Annotated in this window: 15 protein-coding genes; 10 read left to right on the forward strand and 5 right to left on the reverse strand. The window is 52.8% G+C overall.

Annotated features, from left to right (window positions below; genetic code table 11):
* The first annotated feature begins 11 nt into the window (after positions 1-11).
* Positions 12-743, forward strand: a complete 732-nt coding sequence (locus B5F34_RS10915; protein WP_087338699.1) for a DUF169 domain-containing protein — start codon at positions 12-14, stop codon at positions 741-743.
* A gap of 325 nt (positions 744-1,068) precedes the next feature.
* Here B5F34_RS10915 and B5F34_RS10920 read toward each other — a convergent pair whose 3' ends face one another.
* From B5F34_RS10920 to bamE, 5 genes are all read right to left on the reverse strand, one after another.
* Entirely contained in the window at positions 1,069-2,844 is a 1,776-nt protein-coding gene (locus tag B5F34_RS10920; protein WP_087338702.1) for an oxaloacetate decarboxylase, read from the reverse strand.
* A gap of 417 nt (positions 2,845-3,261) precedes the next feature.
* Complete coding sequence (fabD, locus tag B5F34_RS10925) at positions 3,262-4,149, reverse strand: ACP S-malonyltransferase (RefSeq protein WP_087338705.1); 888 nt, start codon at positions 4,147-4,149, stop codon at positions 3,262-3,264.
* Positions 4,150-4,427: 278 nt separating this feature from the next.
* Positions 4,428-5,474 (reverse strand): type I asparaginase, encoded by a 1,047-nt coding sequence (locus B5F34_RS10930; RefSeq protein ID WP_087338708.1) that lies wholly within the window; start codon positions 5,472-5,474, stop codon positions 4,428-4,430.
* A 71-nt stretch (positions 5,475-5,545) separates the two neighbouring features.
* Positions 5,546-6,028, reverse strand: coding sequence for a cytidine deaminase (locus tag B5F34_RS10935; RefSeq protein ID WP_087338712.1), 483 nt, complete (start codon positions 6,026-6,028; stop codon positions 5,546-5,548).
* A 42-nt stretch (positions 6,029-6,070) separates the two neighbouring features.
* Positions 6,071-6,394 carry an outer membrane protein assembly factor BamE gene (bamE, locus tag B5F34_RS10940; RefSeq protein ID WP_087338715.1) on the reverse strand — a complete coding sequence of 108 codons (324 nt, stop codon included), beginning with the start codon at positions 6,392-6,394 and terminating at the stop codon, positions 6,071-6,073.
* 179 nt (positions 6,395-6,573) lie between these two features.
* On the opposite strand from bamE, the gene B5F34_RS10945 reads away from it, so the two are divergent.
* The 9 genes from B5F34_RS10945 (at position 6,574) to B5F34_RS10985 (ending at position 17,912) form a co-directional block, all read left to right on the forward strand.
* Positions 6,574-7,488, forward strand: coding sequence for a glucosaminidase domain-containing protein (locus B5F34_RS10945; RefSeq protein WP_087338719.1), 915 nt, complete (start codon positions 6,574-6,576; stop codon positions 7,486-7,488).
* 185 nt (positions 7,489-7,673) lie between these two features.
* Positions 7,674-8,924 (forward strand): HlyD family efflux transporter periplasmic adaptor subunit, encoded by a 1,251-nt coding sequence (locus B5F34_RS10950; protein ID WP_087338723.1) that lies wholly within the window; start codon positions 7,674-7,676, stop codon positions 8,922-8,924.
* 4 nt (positions 8,925-8,928) lie between these two features.
* Positions 8,929-10,254 (forward strand): ABC transporter permease, encoded by a 1,326-nt coding sequence (locus B5F34_RS10955; RefSeq protein ID WP_087338726.1) that lies wholly within the window; start codon positions 8,929-8,931, stop codon positions 10,252-10,254.
* Between the two features lie 7 nt (positions 10,255-10,261).
* The gene (locus B5F34_RS10960; RefSeq protein ID WP_087338729.1) at positions 10,262-11,560 is read left to right on the forward strand and encodes an FtsX-like permease family protein; all 1,299 of its coding nucleotides are present in this window, start codon (positions 10,262-10,264) and stop codon (positions 11,558-11,560) included.
* Positions 11,561-11,687: 127 nt separating this feature from the next.
* Positions 11,688-12,983, forward strand: coding sequence for an ABC transporter permease (locus tag B5F34_RS10965; protein ID WP_087338732.1), 1,296 nt, complete (start codon positions 11,688-11,690; stop codon positions 12,981-12,983).
* A 116-nt stretch (positions 12,984-13,099) separates the two neighbouring features.
* Entirely contained in the window at positions 13,100-14,413 is a 1,314-nt protein-coding gene (locus B5F34_RS10970) for an FtsX-like permease family protein (RefSeq protein ID WP_087338735.1), read from the forward strand.
* A gap of 47 nt (positions 14,414-14,460) precedes the next feature.
* Positions 14,461-15,771, forward strand: coding sequence for an ABC transporter permease (locus B5F34_RS10975; protein ID WP_087338738.1), 1,311 nt, complete (start codon positions 14,461-14,463; stop codon positions 15,769-15,771).
* Positions 15,772-15,774: 3 nt separating this feature from the next.
* Positions 15,775-17,082, forward strand: coding sequence for an FtsX-like permease family protein (locus B5F34_RS10980; RefSeq protein ID WP_087338741.1), 1,308 nt, complete (start codon positions 15,775-15,777; stop codon positions 17,080-17,082).
* 164 nt (positions 17,083-17,246) lie between these two features.
* Positions 17,247-17,912, forward strand: coding sequence for an ABC transporter ATP-binding protein (locus B5F34_RS10985; RefSeq protein WP_087338744.1), 666 nt, complete (start codon positions 17,247-17,249; stop codon positions 17,910-17,912).
* Positions 17,913-17,976: the final 64 nt, after the last annotated feature.

The following is a 17,976-nucleotide window of genomic DNA, read 5'->3' on the forward strand; positions in this document are numbered from 1 at the left end:
AAGGCAGGACTATGACCGTACACGAGTTCGTTATCAGATATAGAGAGGCTTTCGGCGAGAATTCACCTTTACCTGTAGCTTGGGGATACAGCCATACGGCGGTAACGGAGGTGAGGAAGATTCCACGTTGCATGATAGGTGCCATACGCAAAGTATGCGATGGCGACTCGTTGACACTTTCTGCGGATAATGTGTTGTGTGGTGGTGGCAGTTTGTACACAGCTTTTGCCCCTATGCCTGATCGGGTGCCGACGTTTGTATCGGAGGTAGAACATTATAAGCAGACCAAGGAACAGGTAAAGACGTATATTGACCGGTTAGGCATCCGTTTGTCCGTAAAGCCATATCTCAACTTTGTCCGCATGGATCATCTGGATAATTTGGATGGAATGGAAGGCATTTTGTGTTTCGCTACGCCAGATGTTCTTTCCGGGCTTTGTTCTTGGGCATTTTATGATAATAATGACGATGATGCCGTCTGCACACGGTTTGCTTCAGGATGTTGTAGTATAGTGACTTTTGCGGCGAAAGAAAATGCAGAGGGTGGCCGACGCTGTTTCATTGGCTTGCTCGACCCGTCGGCTCGTCCGTTGATTCCAAAGCATGAACTGACTTTTTCCATACCGGTATGCAGGTTTAAAGAGATGATGCAGACCATGGAACAATCTGCTCTCTTTCAGAAGGCTTACTCTGTTGTAAGGAAACGTATAAATGGAGAAATCCGTAAAGGAACCGATTTATAATTATTCGGCTCTTTCAAGTTAGAGAAAAAGTAGCCTTAGCGTATTGGGAATATCTGGAATTTCGGGATGCTTTGGCTTGAGAATGATTTGGTTGGACTTTGCAGCCTGTACCGTAACAGTTCTCTTTCCTGACATAATTCCAATTCCGCCTATGTGACATGCCGGGTTACGGAACTACGGGAAGATTTTTTGTCTGGATAAAAGTTGGCGGGAAAGTCATAAAAATAAGGGCGGGGATATGGCTTGACAGGCAAAGCACTCATCCCCGCCCTTTATTACTGCATCTTGATTGGCTATCTTTCTGTCAGTGGCGCAACGGTTCGCGTCATGCAAAGATGTCGCTCCGCTCTACATAAGCGATGGCATCTCCTTTATTTACTATATCACCTTGCTTGGCGCATACTTCAACCACGCGTCCTGTAAATCCGGTCATCACTTTTTCATATTCTCCCCATGGGGTAGAGACATAACAGAATACCTCGTCATGCTGGTATTTGCGGCCGATGAACGGTGCAGATGATGGTCCCTCTACCGATACTTCCCAAAGCACTTGTCCTTTAGATGGAGCGATGATGGGATCTGCCTTGGCGCGTTTCAGTTTTTTGATTTCTTCTTCGTTGAATCCTCCTTTAGCCATAGCAGCATCTTTAGCGCGAATCAGTTCTTCTTCGAAGCGTTTCTTGGCTACGCCAGATTTATAGTCGCGATACTGGCGGTCGTGCATGGCCAATTCAAACAGTTCTTCATCGTCCGGTCCATATTCCCATCCCTTTTCATCCATTTCTTTGCGGTAGGTGTCGAGGGCGTCGGGGTAATTCAGTTGCGGATCGGCATCAGTAAACTCATAGCCTTTCTGTTTGGCAAGTTCTACGATTTCAGGAGCCAGTTTTCCGGGCAGGCGACCGCTTTTACCCAAGATCATATCCCAAGTATGGTTGTCTATCATGGTCCAGCGTTCTTCCCCTTTAACCTGTTGCATCAGGTTCATCAGAGCAACGTTCTTAACATATTGGCTGAAAGGTGTAACCAAAGGAGGATAACCCAGTTTCGGCCAGACGTATTCAACTTCATCGAACAGCATGACGAGCAGATCGTCCAGGCTTAATTCCGATTCGTTTTTGCTCTTGAGAATCATATTGATACCTGAGTGTACCCCTTTCAAGTCGGCCATCATGGAGCCCATCATGCCGCCCGGAAGTCCGCATTTAAGCAATAAAGAAGACATGTGCTTGTTTGTGGGATCCATGAAATAGCCCAGGAAATCATCGATGAAGCTTTGTGTCATGCTGCGTGTTTCCATATAAGCTTTCATGTTGATTTCGGGCACTTGGAACCCGGCATCTTTCAGCATGGCCTGTACGGAGATGACATCGGGATGCACCTTGCCCCACGACATTGGCTCCATGGCTACGTCGATGATGTCGGCGCCATTCTCACATACTTCTAAGATGGAAGCCATGGAAAGTCCCGGTCCGCTGTGTCCGTGATATTGGATGAGGACATCAGGATGTTTGTCTTTGATGCGTTTTACAAGACGTCCTAACATAGCCGGCCGTCCGATGCCGGCCATATCTTTCAGGCAGATTTCCGGAGCTCCCGCTGCAATTAGCTGGTCGGCTATGTCGGCATAATAATCTACAGTATGAACTGGCGAATAAGTGATGCAAAGTGTAGCTTGCGGAATCATGCCTGCCTCAAGGGCATATTTGATGGAGGGTATGATGTTTCTTGTCTCGTTCAATCCGCAGAAGATACGGGTGATGTCTACGCCTTGGGCATGTTTTACCTTGTACATCAATCGGCGTACATCGGCAGGTACGGGATACATGCGGAGCGCATTCAGGCCGCGGTCAAGCATGTGTGTCTGTATGCCTGCTTCATTGAAAGGTTTGGTGAAAGCACGCACGGCTTTATTGGGGTTTTCGCCATAAAGCAGGTTGACTTGCTCGAATGCACCTCCATTGGTTTCTACGCGGGCAAAACAGCCCATGTCAATGATGAGTGGAGCTACACGCACCAGTTGGTCTACCCGTGGCTGATACTTGCCGGAGGATTGCCACATGTCCCGATAGACGAGGCTGAATTTGATTTCCTTTTTCATCTTGATTCTGCAATTATAGTTTTTCTATGTAGGTTAACTTTGAACAGATGCAAATGTAGGACTTTCCTTTGACATATTGTCATGGAAAGGAAGAAAAAAATGTAGTAGGAAGATATGTTTAATATCATGTTTTTGGTTGACCAGCCAGAATCCGTGACATTTTCTTGGGTCTGCTATGCCGGACAGACTCTTATCTTACGGAAGCAGATTGCTTATACTTTGGAAGCCGGCTTTTTATGGCGTGGCAGCGTGCTGCTTATAGCTAAGAAATAAACATCTACTGATGGAGGGGGAAATACGCTGTGAATGGTACCGTTACTGCCGTCTGTTTATAAAAAGAGCTGCAATCGAGAAAATTGCAGCTCTTGTGGTAGTGATAGAAGATACAATATATCTTTTGCTTAATGCTCGGATGTATCAGGCAATGCCGTGGGCTATGGCTTCTTTGTCGATTTTCTTGATGAGTCCTTGCAGTACGGCACCCGGACCGCATTCAGTGAAATCAGTAGCACCATCGGCAATCATGTTTTTGATTGTCTGTGTCCAACGGACAGAGGCTGTCAGCTGGGCAACAAGGTTCTTCTTGATTTCAGCCGGGTCGGTGTGTGGAAGAGCATCGACGTTCTGATACACCGGACAGTTCGGAGTGTGGATTTCTGTAGCTTCGATGGCTGCAGCCAGTTCTGCACGTGCCGGTTCCATCAGCGGAGAGTGGAAAGCACCGCCTACTTTCAGCGGCAGGGCACGTTTGGCACCGGCAGCTTTCATCAGTTCACAGGCTTTATTGATGCCTTCGATGGAGCCGGAGATGACAATCTGGCCCGGGCAGTTGAAGTTGGCAGCTACACATACTTCGCCTTCAGCCTGAACTTGTGCACATATTTCTTCTACTTTCTCATCCGGCAAGGCAATGATGGCAGCCATGGTAGAGGGGTGTGCCTCGCAGGCTTTCTGCATGGCCATGGCGCGGGCATAAACCAGCTTCAGGCCGTCTTCAAAAGTCAGTGCACCGGCTGCGACCAAAGCTGAGAATTCGCCCAGTGAATGTCCGGCTGTCATTTCGGGCTTGAACTCGTTGCCCATGCAGAGGGCAGAAATGACCGAATGCAAGAATACGGCAGGCTGAGTAACCTTGGTCTGGCGGAGATCTTCATCAGTACCGTTAAACATGATGTCGGTAATGCGGTAGCTTAAAATATCATTGGCTTTTTCGAACAATTCTTTGGCCAACGGTGAGTTGTCATACAAGTCTTTTCCCATGCCTACAAACTGGGCACCTTGTCCGGGAAATACAAATGCTTTCATATTTATTTCTGTTTTAAAATGATTTATCAATAAGATGGGGGCAAAGGTAAGTCTTTTTACTCGAAACACCGCACAAATGAAGGAGTTTTGTGCAGGTGCTTCATTTTATGGGGCTGTAAAGTCTGCTAAAAATAGGTCTTCTATTGGGGGGTATGTATTCAGAAGACAAGACTGTTGGCTGCGAGATTTCTCTGCAGCCTTGCAGGCTTGTCTCTCTTTGTAGAGTTTCTCTTTCGGTGCGGAAAGCGTACGGGAGAGTGGGGGCGTGGGCGACTATGCTAATCACTATCTTTGGTGATTTCGCCCGCTAAGTTAGAATTCATCAAATGTCTGATTTCGGGCAGGCTGAGTCCGTGTCCTAAGAGGAACATCAGTTTGGTGACGGCACATTCTGGCGTGCTGTCATAGCCGCTGATGACACCGGCCTGCAGCAAGTGAAGTCCCGTTTCATAGCGGCTCATTTCTACGGCTCCGCTGGGGCATTGCGTGATGTTGACAATGATGATGCCGCGTTCGGTTGCTTCGGTCAGTTGGCGGATGAACCATTCTTTTTGTGGAGCGTTGCCCGAACCGTAGGTTTTGAGCACCACGGCTTTCAGTTCCGGCACATGCAGCACGGAGTCTATGATGCTTTCCTGTATGCCCGGAAAGAGGGTCAGCATGACTACGTTGGTGTCGAACAGATAGTGGGGTTTCATCGGGCGGGCAGGGTTGGGGCGTCGTATCAGATGTTCGTTATAGCGGATGTGGATACCGGCTTTTGCCAATGAAGGATAGTTGAATGAACGGAAAGCATTGAAGTTTTCTGCATTGATTTTGGTGGTGCGGTTTCCCCTCATCAGTTCGTTTTCAAAGAAGATGCATACTTCCGGCACCATGGGAGAGCCATCCGGTCGACGGGCGGCAGCGATTTCAATGGCTGTGATAAGGTTTTCTTTACCGTCTGTGCGCAAGGTTCCGATAGGTAGTTGCGAACCGGTCAGGATAACTGGTTTTCCCAGATTTTCCAACATGAAACTCAGAGCAGAAGCTGTATAGGCCATAGTATCTGTCCCGTGCAGGATGACAAATCCGTCAAAGCGGTCATAGTTATCATGTATGATTTTGACGATTTTCGCCCATAGAGCAGGTTCCATGTCTGATGAGTCGATGGGTGGGTCAAACTGATAAGACGAAATGTGGTAGTTAAACCGCTTCAGTTCGGGCACATGACGGAGCAGGTGGTCGAAATCGAAGTTTTCCAACGCACCAGTTTCCGGATTTTCTATCATGCCGATGGTGCCGCCCGTATAGATAAGGAGGACGGCAGGATAGTCTTTTGTCATAAGTTCCTATTTTTGCTGTTTTTCGGGCACAAAAGTAAGAAAAAATAGTGAGATACCCTATGATATAGTGACTATTTCATGGCAGATGAGTCGAAAGATAGAGGCAACAGACTGCCAGCGCCCTTTATTTCGTAAATACCTTCGGTGCCGAAAAGCAGGATACGCATCGGGTGTCGGAAGCGTTGTTCGGTTTCCAGCATTACCTGACGACAGGCACCGCAAGGTGGAATGGGTTTAACCAGAAATTCTCCGCTCTCATTGCGGGCGGCAATGGCCAAGGTGTCGACTGCCTGGTCGGGGTATTGTGAATTGGCATAAAATAAGGTAGTCCGTTCGGCGCAGAGTCCTGATGGATAGGCGGCATTTTCCTGGTTGCTGCCAGTAATGAGGACACCGTTGACCAAGCGTGCAGCTGCTCCTACAGAGAAATGTGAATAGGGTGCATAGCTGTGGTAAGTAGTCCGGCGTGCGGCTTCCAAAAGCTCGCGGTCATCTGCACTCAGTTCTTCTTCCTGACAAATTCGGATGGAGATAGAGATATTCAATTCTTTCATGGGTGGATTGTTTTTTGAATGATTTCTGTGATTCTTGCTATTTTAGTGCTTATGAGGACGGGGAGTCGGGGAGCGCTCACTTTCCTTGAAGGAGTCCATGTATACCAGTTTCCCGTCTTCAAATCTCACAATCACTATGGTCGGTTCACTTTCCAGCGCACTTAGCAGTTTACGGTATTCCCATTCTTCCAGGTCATGGTCGAAACGGCGATAGTCGGGCTTGCCTAAAAGTTGGGTAACCTCTTGGGGAGACATACCTTGTTGTATGCTTTCCAGAGCATTGGTTTTAGGATAGAATATATGGGAGCAGGATGTCAGCAGTAACACGAACCCTGCGGTTACAATTTTCTTACAACGGACTTTCATATTTTTCGTTAGGTTGTTTCGTGTGCCCAAAAGTAGGCATTTTATGCCATTTCACTATACGATATGCACTAATAAATAATAAAATGATTGTTTTTCTCGAATCTTTTGCGGACTTTTGCAGAGCAATGAAGAAATATTTATGCTTCATCTAACTAAGATAAGTTATCCGTATGAAACGAATGATCCGTGCTTTTTTTCTGAGCGTCTTCTTTTTGTGTTGCCTGTCTGTAGAGGGACAGGCTCAGCGCAGAAATGCCACATATAATAAATATATCAAAGAATATGCCCCTCTTGCAGTAGAGCAAATGAACAAGTATAGGATTCCTGCCAGCATCACGCTGGCACAAGGTCTTTTGGAAAGCGGGGCAGGACGTAGTGTATTGGCTCGTAAGAGTAATAACCACTTCGGTATCAAGTGTCATGGCTGGAAGGGACGCAAGGTTTATCATGATGATGATGCCAAAGGAGAATGCTTTCGGGCTTATCGAAAAGTGGAGGATTCGTATGAAGATCATTCCAAGTTCTTGAAGAACGGTCCGCGTTATGCTTTTCTTTTCAAATTGAAGATTACGGATTATAAAGGCTGGGCCAAAGGCTTGAAGAAAGCGGGGTATGCCACCGACCGTTCGTATGCCAACCGCCTTATTACTATCATCGAGGATTATGATCTTTATAAATATGATCATAAAGGAATGAGTAAGCGTGAGGCACGCCGCTGGCAAAAGCTGTTGAAGAAAAAGCCTTGGTTGGCCAATCCTCACCAGACTTATCTGGCCAATGGCCTGGTTTATGTTGTGGCGCGCGACGGCGATACTTTCCGTTTGTTGGGCGGTGAGTTTGACATCAGTTGGAAGAAATTGGTGAAGTATAATGATTTACATAAGGAGTATACGCTGGAAACGGGCGACATTATTTACCTGAAGAAGAAAAACAAGAAAGCGCAGAAGCCTTATGAAGAGTACATCGTGCGCGACGGTGATTCCATGCATTCCATTTCGCAGAAATTTGGTATCCGTTTGAAGAACCTTTATAAGATGAATAAGTGCGATGAAGATTATGTGCCCGAGGTGGGAGACAGATTGCGGCTGCGGTAAATGAATTGTACGGTAAGTTATCCGAAAATGTACAGGGGTGTCCGATATCGGACACCTTTTTTTTGTTCTTACCTCTGATATTCAGCGAATTGATTTTTTGGCACGGATTTCGCTTAGAGATGGGAGGAGTGTCCGGTTTCAGGTAAACCGGGAAAGAAGTCAAAATAAACTAAAGTATATAAGATATGGATAGGGAAATTCCGAAAGAAGTGCGCCGAAAAGAGCGTAACAAGAAGTTCATCCGCTATGGAATCAGCGGTGTGATAGTCATTGTAGTAATCAGTGTGCTTATCTCTGTAATGCGCACGGGAGTGAAAGAGAAGGATTTGGTGTTCTCCACCGTAGACCAGGGTACTATTGAGGTCAGTGTGAGTGCTTCGGGCAAGGTGGTGCCTGCTTTTGAGGAGATTATCAACTCGCCCATCAATACGCGCATCGTTGAGGTATATAAGAAAGGTGGAGACAGCGTGGATGTGGGAACTCCTATCCTGAAGCTGGACTTGCAGAGTACCGAAACCGCCTATCAGAAGTTGCTGGATGAAGAACTGACCAAGAAATATCAGTTGGAGCAGTTGAGGATAAATAATGAGGTGGCACTGAACGACCTGGCCAATCAGATAAAGGTAAGCGAGATGCAGCTTAACCGCAAGCGTGTCATCTTGCGCAACGAACAATATCTGGACAGTATCGGTTCCGGTACCACCGACCAGGTGCGCCAGGCAGAGCTGGATGTTAATGTATCCGAACTGGAATTGGAACAGCTGCGCCAGCAATATGAAGGCAAGCGTCAGACACTGGATGCTGACTACAAGGTGAAGGAATTGGAGTTGAGTATCTTCCGCAAAGATTTGGCTGAGACTCGCCGTACTTTGGAAGATGCTCAGGTGCGTTCGCCCCGCAAAGCCATCCTGACGTACATCAACGACCAGATTGGCGTGCAGGTGAGCCAAGGCACACAGATTGCCATCATCTCCGACCTGAGTCATTTCAAGGTGGAGGGCGAGATTGCCGACACTTATGGCGACCGTGTGGCTGCCGGCGGTAAGGCCATTGTGAAAATTGGCCGCGAGCAACTGGTGGGGCAGGTGAGCAGCGTTACTCCGCTGTCGAAGAACGGTGTCATCAGCTTTACCGTCCAGTTGGAGGACGACAGCAACAAACGCCTGCGTTCCGGTCTCAAGACGGATGTCTACGTGATGAACGCCGTGAAGGAAGACGTGATGCGCATTGCCAACGCCAGCTACTACGTGGGACGTGGTGAGTATGAACTGTTTGTCCGCACCGCCGATGATGAACTGGAGAAGCGCAAGGTACAGCTGGGCGACTCGAATTTCGAGTACGTCGAGGTGGTCAGCGGCTTGGAGCCGGGCGAGCAGGTGGTGGTCAGCGACATGAGCAACTACAAGAACAAGAACAGCCTGAAACTAAAGAAGTGATACTATGAATACCAAACTCTATCTTAAGCAAGCCTGGGAGTTGCTGAAGCAGAACCGCCTGTTCAGCACCCTCTACATTGTGGGTACGGCCCTGGCCATTGCCATGACGATGATGATGGCGGTCATCTATTATGTGCGGCTGGCCCCGGTCTATCCGGAGGAGCGACGTGCCACCACCCTCTACATGGGCGGCCTGAAGCTGTCGCAGACCTTTGATAACGGTGGTTGGGCCTGGTGGACCAACGGCTACTCCCACCGGGCAGTGACCGAATGGTTCCGGCCTCTGGAGGATGCCGCCGTGGTGTCCGGCTATTGCAATGCCTGGAGTGGGGCAGCTTATGTGCAACGGCCGGATGGGCGTGAAGATGAACCGGTGAAGGTTCGTCTGTCCGATCCCGAGTATTTCCGCCTCTATACCTTCCGCTTCAAGGACGGGGCAGCCTTCACGCAGGACGACTTCGACGGAGGCATGTACCGGGCCGTCATTACGGACCGCCTGGCCCGTCTGCTGTTCGGAGCGGATACCGGGGTGACGGGGCGCACGTTTCTGATGAATTACAGAACCTTCACGGTATGTGGCGTGGTCGAGGCACCCAGCAAGCTGATGGAACACTCGTACGCCGATATGTATGCTCCCTACAGCATCGAGAAGAGTCTCTTGGACGGCAATAACGGGCATGCCTGGGAGCTGGGTCCCCTCAGCATCACTATCGCCGTGCGGGACAAGGAAGGCATAGCCCGCATCTGTCAAGCCATTGACGAGCACATACAACGTTACAACACCTCCCACCAGAGCGAGAACCTGACGTTGGAGATACAGGGCGGTCCCTGCACCCACTGGCAGAGCGTCTTGGAGGGCACTGCCGGCAGCGATGGCAGCATGGCCAAGGCTGTCCGCCAGTTGCTGCTCATCGTCCTGGTGCTGCTTCTGGTGCCTGCCCTCAACCTGTCCGGTCTGATAGCCAGCCGCATGGAGAGTCGCCTGGCAGAGATGGGTATCCGCAAGACCTTCGGGGCATGGCGCAACACCCTGCTGAATATGGTGCTTTGGGAGAACCTGTTGCTCACCTTTATCGGTGGATTTATCGGGCTGGTGACAGCGTGGATATGTCTCTTCCTTGGCAGAGGCTGGGTGTTCACTATACTGGACAGCTATGCCACCCGTGTGCAGAGCGATGCCGCCTACGTCAGCGGCGAGATGCTTTTCGCCCCGCTGGTTTTTATCTGCGCCTTAGGTCTGTGCCTCGTGCTGAATTTGTTGTCGGCCTTCATCCCTGCCTGGTGGTCGTTGCGTCGTCCCATTGTCCAATCCTTGTATGAAAAAAGATAATACCGCCATGATACGTTTAATCCTACATACCCTTTGGGCCCGTCGCCGCAGAAACGGCTGGCTGCTGGCCGAACTTATACTTGTTTCTGTTATTTCGTGGGCCATCTTCGACCCCGTCATTGTCTCCCTGCACGACCGCAGCCTGCCCCTGGGCTATGACGCCGGGCGCATGGCCGTCGTTTCTTTCGGGGAATTGCCGTCCGAAGCTCCGGGTTACGATGCCGCTGCTTGGGATTCTGCCGGGCGGATGCGTACGTTGGAGTCTATCATGCTGCGTGTGCGTCAACATCCGGATGTGGCGTTGGCCACTCCGCTGATAGGAGTAGGTTTCCCCGGTGGGAATGGTAGTATGCAGACCAGCCTCCCGCTGCCGAAAGATACGCTGAACACGCGGTGGAACACGCTGGAGTATGTGGCGGGCCAGCAGTTCTTCGAGACCTTTGCCTTCCGTCCTTCCCGGGGACGGACGTTGAAGGAACTGTCCGATTACCTGTGCCGCGAGCACGAATATATCATGACGGAAGACCTGCTGCAGGTGGGGTGGGGCGACACCGACCCCCGCGGCAAGTTCCTGCCGTGGATAACCAACGGCGACACGAACTACATTGAAGTGCCCGGCGCCATAGGCCCCATCAAGAAGCGGCTGGACGAGAAACCCCGCCCGTTCCTGATACGCAGCATGGACCCGGCTCAGATTGCCTGGAGAGTGTCATCGAGTATGCAGGTCGCCCTCCGTCTGAAGGACGGCGTCAGCATGACCCGCTTCCTCCACGACTTCCAGCCTTGGATGCTGGAGAACCTCAAGGCAGGCAACCTCTATGCCAACAAGGTGCAGTGCTACCGGACGATGCTGGAGGACCAGGCTTACGCCACCAGCACCGCCCTCTTCCGCCGCAACCTGGCCCTGTCCGTGTTCTTCCTCGTCAACCTCTGCCTGGGCGTGGCGGGCACCTTCTGGGTGCAGACCCGCTCACGGCGGGAGGAGGTGGGCGTACACCTCAGTTTCGGCGCGACGCCCTGCCGCATCCGGGCGATGCTCCTGTTGGAGGGCTTTGTGCTGGTGACGCTGGCCGTGGCCGTGGGTTGCCTGATTTATTGGAACTACGCGATGGTGGACGGTCTGGCTGCCGGCTCGACGGCGGAGCGTTACGTCGGCCTCTACTGGACGGACAACTTCTCCGTGCATTTCGCGGTCATCAGCCTGGTGGTCTATGTCGTGCTGCTCGCGGTAACCCTGTTCGGCGTGTGGATGCCCGCCAGGCGCATCTCGCGCATCCCGCCTACGGAGGCTTTGCGCGACGAGTAGCGCGGCTATGAGGGTAACAGTACCTATGTTACGCTGTAACAATGCCTATGTTACGCTGTAACAATGCTTGTGTTACGCTGTAACAATACTGACGTTATTTTATGTTACATATAAACAAAACTCAAATATGATACGAATCTACCTCAAACAAGCCTGGGAGACGGCGCGGCAGAACCGTCTGTTCTCCTCCATCTACGTGGTGGGCACGGGGCTGTCCATTGCGTTGACGATGACGCTGTTTATCATCTTCTATGTGAAAACAGCTCCCATCTATCCCGAATACAACCGCGACCGCACGCTGGTGGTGCGCTACGTCAAGTCCTATCCTCCCGACAAGCCCGAGAACTGGAGTGCCGGCCTGGTGAGTCCTACTTTGGCAGAGTTAGCCGACAGCCTGCCGCACGTGGACGATGTGGCCGTAACCATGAGTAGCGGCATCCGCGGCCAGTACGTTGCCCTGCCGGGACAGAAGCAGACTTTCAACATTTACCCACTTTACGTCAATGCCGACTTCTGGCGCGTCTTTCCCTTCCGTTTCCTCAGCGGGAAGCCCCTGACCGAGGCCGACGTGGAGGCACGCACGCCCACTGCCGTCATCAGCGAAAGTCTGGCGCGGCGGCTCCTCGCCTCGACGGACGTGGCGGGGAAGACATTCCACTACCGGGGTCGTCCCTATACCGTCAGCGGCGTGGTGCAGGACGTGTCGTCCGCCACGCCCGACGTGGTGGCCGACATGTGGATGCCCCTCTCGCTTGACGCTGCCTCCAGCTTCGATGACCCCGACTTCGGTCTGATGGGCAACCTGACCTGCTTCCTGCTGGTGGATGATGCCGATAACAAGGAGGCCGTGAAAGAATCCTTGCGCGAGGCTGTCCACCGTCATGATGCCGGTCGGGAGCGTGTCAACGACCTCATGGGCCAGCCCGATGATGCGGCGCTCTCCACCTTCCGCACCAACCCGGCCAATGCGCCGGATACCGACGGACTGTTCCGCTCGCTGCTCTACATCGTCCTGGCCCTGCTCTTCATCCCCGCCGTCAACCTGAGCGGCATGATTGCCAGCCGCATGGACCGCCGCACCGGGGAGCTGGGCATCCGCAAGGCATACGGCGCCACACGGGCCACGCTGCTCGGTCAGGTGCTGTGGGAGAACCTGCTGCTCACCTTTGCCGGGGCTGTGGCCGGGCTGGTGTTCTGCTACGTCATCGTGCTCACCTCCGGCTCGTGGATACTCACCTTGTTCGACACGTCGGTGGCCACCTCGCTGCCCACGCCCTTCCTGACGATGGAGATGCTGTTCAATCCCTGGGTATTTCTCTGCACCTTCGCCCTGTGTCTGGTGCTTAACGTCGTGTCGGCTCTCCTGCCCGCGTGGTGGGGGCTGCGGCACACGATTGTGGAGGAACTCTATACGAAAAGATAATATTAGCTACAAGCTACGAGCTACAAGTGGCTGCGCACTCTAAGTTCTTGTAGCTCATCACTAAAGAACAACTCGTAGCTCGTAGCTTGTAGCTCGTCACTAAATAAACAACTACTATGATACTCTTACACCAAATCTGGAACCAGCGCCGGCAGAACCTCTGGATATTCATCGAACTTCTGATAGCCGGCTTCTTCTTGTGGATGGTCATCGACCCCATCTATGTCCTCACCGCCAACCGCCTCATTCCCCAGGGGGGCGACACGCGCGGCATGTACGTCCTCAACCTGGGGCAGTATGACAAGAGCTTCGGCGAGTACGACCCTACGCAGGACTCCGCGCAGGTGATGCGCCGCCACTACCAGGATATTGTCCGCGCCGTGCGCACCTGCCCGGAGGTGGAGGCCTTCACCGTTTCTGCCTACAGCAGCTTTCCCAATAGTATGTCGTGGAGCGGCATGGAGCTGTTCAACGAAGACTCGGTGCGCGTCCATGTGCAGCAATACCGCTTCATCCCCCTCGACGGAAGCGACCTGCCGAAGACCTACGGCATGGTGGATGTCCGTACGGGACAGCCCGTCACCCTGCCTGCAGACTTCGCCCAGCGCCGGATGATTGCCCTCTCCGAGCGGGCCGCCCGCGACCTCTTCGGCACGACGGACGCCGTGGGGCTCACCGTCTACGAAAGCTCCGACCGAGAGAATCCGCACGAGGTGGCCGCCGTCTTCTGCGACTACAAGCACTACACCTCCGAGCAACCCTATCCGATGGCCGTCTTGTCTGAGGAGAATTTTATGATGGCCCCGTTCACGGCTAACATCTATCACATCGTCTTCCGCTTGAAGGACGGGGTGGATGCCGACGCTTTCGAGACCCGCTTCCGGGCAGAGGTGGCCCCGCAACTGTCGCGCGGCAACTTCTACTTCGATTCGCTGAAAACCTTCGGAGACTACAGCCGACAGAATGCCCTATCGTCCGGCGTCACCAACAAGCTGCGCCTACAATACGCGCTGGGCGGGTTTGCCCTCCTTTGCATCTTCCTGGGCATGGTCGGCACGTTCTACATCCGCGCCAACGCCCGTCGCGAGGAAGTGGGCATCCTGCGGGCGATGGGCGTAAGCCGTGCGGGCATCGTACGCCGCTTTCTGGCAGAGTCGTGGATATTGGTGACGGTGGCCTATGCCCTGGCCCTGCTCGTGGTGGGCAACTACGTTTACGCTGCCGGGTTTGCCGAGGGCATCAATGCCGTGAACATCACGAAGGAGCTTGTGCCCGACCCGGCCTATCCCCAGAACCGTCCGTGGCCGCACTTCCTCAGTGTCACCGTCCTGACCTATGCCGTGCTGCTGCTGACGGCCCTTGTCGGGACGTGGATACCCGTGCGCCGGGCGGCTCGCATTCTGCCGGTGGATGCGTTGCGGGAGGAGTAGATGCACTTAAATAATAGCTACTGATACATTTCTAACACTTATATGTTATGTTAAAACTTTACTTGAAACAAGCCTGGACCCTGCTGCGGCAGAACCCGTTGTTTAGCGGCCTCTACATTGCGGGCACCGGGCTGGCCATCGCCATGACCATGATTGTGGCAGAGATTTACTACGTGAAGTTGGCGCCCGTCTATCCGGAGGTGAACCGGGGGCGGACGCTGTATCTGGAATCGTCAAGTTTTACTAACGATTCGCAAAGGTGGCAGTCGGCTCTGTCGTATAGCGCATTGCAAGACTGGGCGTTGCATTTTGAGAATGCCGAGGTCGTTTCGGCAGTGTATTCCAGTCGTACCCTCTCAGGCACCTACATCCAACCGGCCGACCGCAGCGGTGATTTTCGTCCACAGCTGAAGTTGACCGACCCGTCCTTCTTCCGCATCTACGAGTTCCGCTTCCTGGAAGGGAAGCCTTTCACGGAGAGCGACTTGCAGAGCGGCATACGCACAGCCGTCATTACGGACGACCTGGCACGACGGCTGTTCCGTACCACAGAGGGTGTAGTGGGGCAGTCGTTCAGTTTGGGTTACGAGTCCTATCGTGTGTGCGGCGTGGTTGTGGGAGGCAGTTATCTGACAGAGAAATCATACGCGCAGGTTTACGTGCCTTACACGGTGGATAAGGACTGTTACCAGCCGAATACCGACATGTTTCCTTATATCGGCTCGTTTTCCCTGACTTTCCTTGTGAAAGATGATGACCAAGCCCGTGCCCTGCAGGCCGAAGTGAAGGATGTGACGCGCCGCCTTAACCTGGAGCACAAGGGGCAATGGGAGATGAACTTGTGGGAGCAGCCGCGCACACATGCCCTCAGCGTCTTCCAGAGCTATGCGGCACAGGAGTTCAACTTCTGGGCCAAGGTGCGCTACTTCGGTCTGATGATACTCGTGCTGCTGCTGGTGCCCGCACTCAACCTGAGCGGGATGATTGCCAGCCGCATGGAGAGCCGCCTGGCGGAGATGGGGGTGCGCAAGTCGTTCGGTGCAGGACGCGGCAAGCTGCTGGGCCAGGTGATGTGGGAGAACCTGCTGCTTACGCTGCTTGGCGGTGTCCTGGGACTGATTGTTGCCTGGCTGGCCATCTATGCGGGGCGTGAATGGCTGTTTTATCTGCTGGAAGATTCTGCCGAAATCATTCCGGATGGCGCTAATACCTATGTTAGCGGCGAGATGCTCTTTGCCCCGTTGGTGTTTATTTGCGCCTTCCTGCTGTGTGTGGTGCTCAATTTGCTGTCGGCTTTGCTGCCTGCATGGTTGTCGCTCAGGAAGCCGATTGTTTATTCATTGTATGAAAGGAGGTAAACTATGTTCCGACTGATTTTGAAAACCCTTTGGACCCGGCGCAGACGTAACGGCTGGCTGCTCGCCGAACTGATTCTGGTGGCCGTGCTTTCGTGGGCCATCTTCGACCCCGTCATTGTCATTACACACGACCGTATGCTTCCCTTGGGCTATGATGCCGACCGCCTCTGCCTTGTGTCCGTGGATGCATTGCGAGCTTCCGCTCCCGGTTACGACTCCGTGTCTGCCGGTCCCGATGCCCAGATGAAGTCCTACCTCGGTATGATTGAGCGTGTCCGCACGCACCCCGATGTCGAACAGGCCACGGCTTTGTTGGGCTTCAGCTATCCCGGTTCGAGCGGCAGCAGCTCCACGTCTTATAAAGCAGCAGGTGATACTGCAAGTTACAATACCGTTTTTTTCCAAATAGTATTTCTGCCGCATACCCACTTCTTTGAGACTTATGGCTTCCTACCCGGCAAAGGCATGACACCTGCCGAGCTTTCCGATTATGCCTATGGTGAGAACGACCTGGTGCTTGACGAGAATACGCTGGATTACATGTTTCACACCGATGACCCGCGCCGCAAGCAGTTTTGGGAGTATAGTGAAAAGGATACTACTTATCTCAACATCATAGGTGCGGTGGGCTCTGTTAAATTTCATAGTTATGAGCGTCCTCTGCCCATTGTTTTCGTGCCGGAAAGGGAGGAACGTTTGACTGGCTATGTTCCGCGAGATGCGAAAATCCTGATACGCGTGAAGGAGGGTATCAGTCTCGACCGCTTTATGCACGACTTCAAACCGTGGATGCTCCAAAATCTCCGGGCCGGCAACATCTATGCCCTCGACCTTGAGTCTTACCATACAGGTATTGCCCAATCCGAGGCTTATAATTCAACTCCCATCTACCGGCGCAACCTGCTGGTGGCCGTGTTCTTCCTGGTGAACCTCTGTCTGGGCGTGGTGGGCACCTTCTGGCTGCAGACCCGTACCCGCCGCGAGGAAGTGGGGGTGATGCTGTCCTTCGGGGCCACGCCGGGACGCATCGTCCGTCTGCTGCTGGGCGAGGGCGCGGTGCTGACCACGCTGGGCACGCTTGTCGGCTGCTTCATCTACCTGCAATACGGTATCAGCGAGGGCTTCTCCAAGGGGGCGATGTGGAATGACATCCTGCGGCCGGAGTATTGGACGGACTACTTCTGGGCACACTTCCTCATCGTGTCGCTCATTGTCTATGCCATCCTGCTGGTGGTGGTGTCGGTGGGCGTCTACATTCCCGCCCGCAAAATCAGCCGCATCCCGCCCACCGAAGCCCTGCGCGATGAATAAGCGGACACCAAAAGCGGACAGGGTGTCCGATATCGGACACCCCACAAAATGTTAAATATTAATGAATCAGTGTGTTGCTGTTTTGGCACGGCATTTGATTCAACCTTTGCAAACGATAAAGAACTAATATAGTATAAACTCATAAAACACTAAGCATTATGTCAATGATCAAGTTAACGAATCTCACGAAGATTTACCGTACTGACGAAGTAGAAACCCTCGCCCTGGAGGATGTGAATATGGAAGTAGAAAAGGGGGAATTCCTCAGCGTGATGGGACCGTCCGGTTGCGGCAAGTCCACTTTGCTGAATATCATGGGGCTGCTCGATGTACCTACCAGTGGTACGGTAGAGATTGCCGGTACTGATACGTCACACATGAAGGACAAGGAACTGGCCGCTTTCCGCAACCACAACCTGGGTTTCGTGTTCCAGTCGTTCCACCTCATCAACTCGCTCAACGTCATCGACAACGTGGAACTTCCGTTGCTCTACCGCAAGGTGGGTGCCAAAGAACGCCACCGCCTGGCCGAGGAAGTGCTGGCCAAGGTAGGCATGACGCACCGCATGCGCCACATGCCCACACAGCTCTCCGGCGGTCAGTGCCAGCGTGTGGCCATCGCCCGCGCCATCATCGGTAATCCGGAGATTATCCTCGCCGACGAACCGACCGGTAACCTGGATTCGAAGATGGGGGCCGAAGTGATGGACATTCTTCAGCAGTTGAACCGGGAAGACGGGCGTACCATCGTGATGGTGACGCACAACGAAGCGCAGTCTAAACTGACGAGCCGCACCGTGCACTTCTTCGACGGACATTTGGTGGGGTAGCCCCACCCACCTCCCCCGAGGGGGAGGCTTCTGATACAATAACCATACATTCTCCCAAAGCTCC

It is taken from the genome of Mediterranea sp. An20, from assembly GCF_002160055.1.
Lineage (GTDB): Bacteria > Bacteroidota > Bacteroidia > Bacteroidales > Bacteroidaceae > Bacteroides > Bacteroides avicola.

Coding starts and splice junctions, on each gene's coding strand:
- B5F34_RS10915 (WP_087338699.1), top strand. CDS start 12: ATGACCGTACACGAGTTCGTTATCAGATATAGAGAGGCTTTCGGCGAG.
- B5F34_RS10920 (WP_087338702.1), bottom strand. CDS start 2,844: ATGAAAAAGGAAATCAAATTCAGCCTCGTCTATCGGGACATGTGGCAA.
- fabD (WP_087338705.1), bottom strand. CDS start 4,149: ATGAAAGCATTTGTATTTCCCGGACAAGGTGCCCAGTTTGTAGGCATG.
- B5F34_RS10930 (WP_087338708.1), bottom strand. CDS start 5,474: ATGACAAAAGACTATCCTGCCGTCCTCCTTATCTATACGGGCGGCACC.
- B5F34_RS10935 (WP_087338712.1), bottom strand. CDS start 6,028: ATGAAAGAATTGAATATCTCTATCTCCATCCGAATTTGTCAGGAAGAA.
- bamE (WP_087338715.1), bottom strand. CDS start 6,394: ATGAAAGTCCGTTGTAAGAAAATTGTAACCGCAGGGTTCGTGTTACTG.
- B5F34_RS10945 (WP_087338719.1), top strand. CDS start 6,574: ATGATCCGTGCTTTTTTTCTGAGCGTCTTCTTTTTGTGTTGCCTGTCT.
- B5F34_RS10950 (WP_087338723.1), top strand. CDS start 7,674: ATGGATAGGGAAATTCCGAAAGAAGTGCGCCGAAAAGAGCGTAACAAG.
- B5F34_RS10955 (WP_087338726.1), top strand. CDS start 8,929: ATGAATACCAAACTCTATCTTAAGCAAGCCTGGGAGTTGCTGAAGCAG.
- B5F34_RS10960 (WP_087338729.1), top strand. CDS start 10,262: ATGATACGTTTAATCCTACATACCCTTTGGGCCCGTCGCCGCAGAAAC.
- B5F34_RS10965 (WP_087338732.1), top strand. CDS start 11,688: ATGATACGAATCTACCTCAAACAAGCCTGGGAGACGGCGCGGCAGAAC.
- B5F34_RS10970 (WP_087338735.1), top strand. CDS start 13,100: ATGATACTCTTACACCAAATCTGGAACCAGCGCCGGCAGAACCTCTGG.
- B5F34_RS10975 (WP_087338738.1), top strand. CDS start 14,461: ATGTTAAAACTTTACTTGAAACAAGCCTGGACCCTGCTGCGGCAGAAC.
- B5F34_RS10980 (WP_087338741.1), top strand. CDS start 15,775: ATGTTCCGACTGATTTTGAAAACCCTTTGGACCCGGCGCAGACGTAAC.
- B5F34_RS10985 (WP_087338744.1), top strand. CDS start 17,247: ATGATCAAGTTAACGAATCTCACGAAGATTTACCGTACTGACGAAGTA.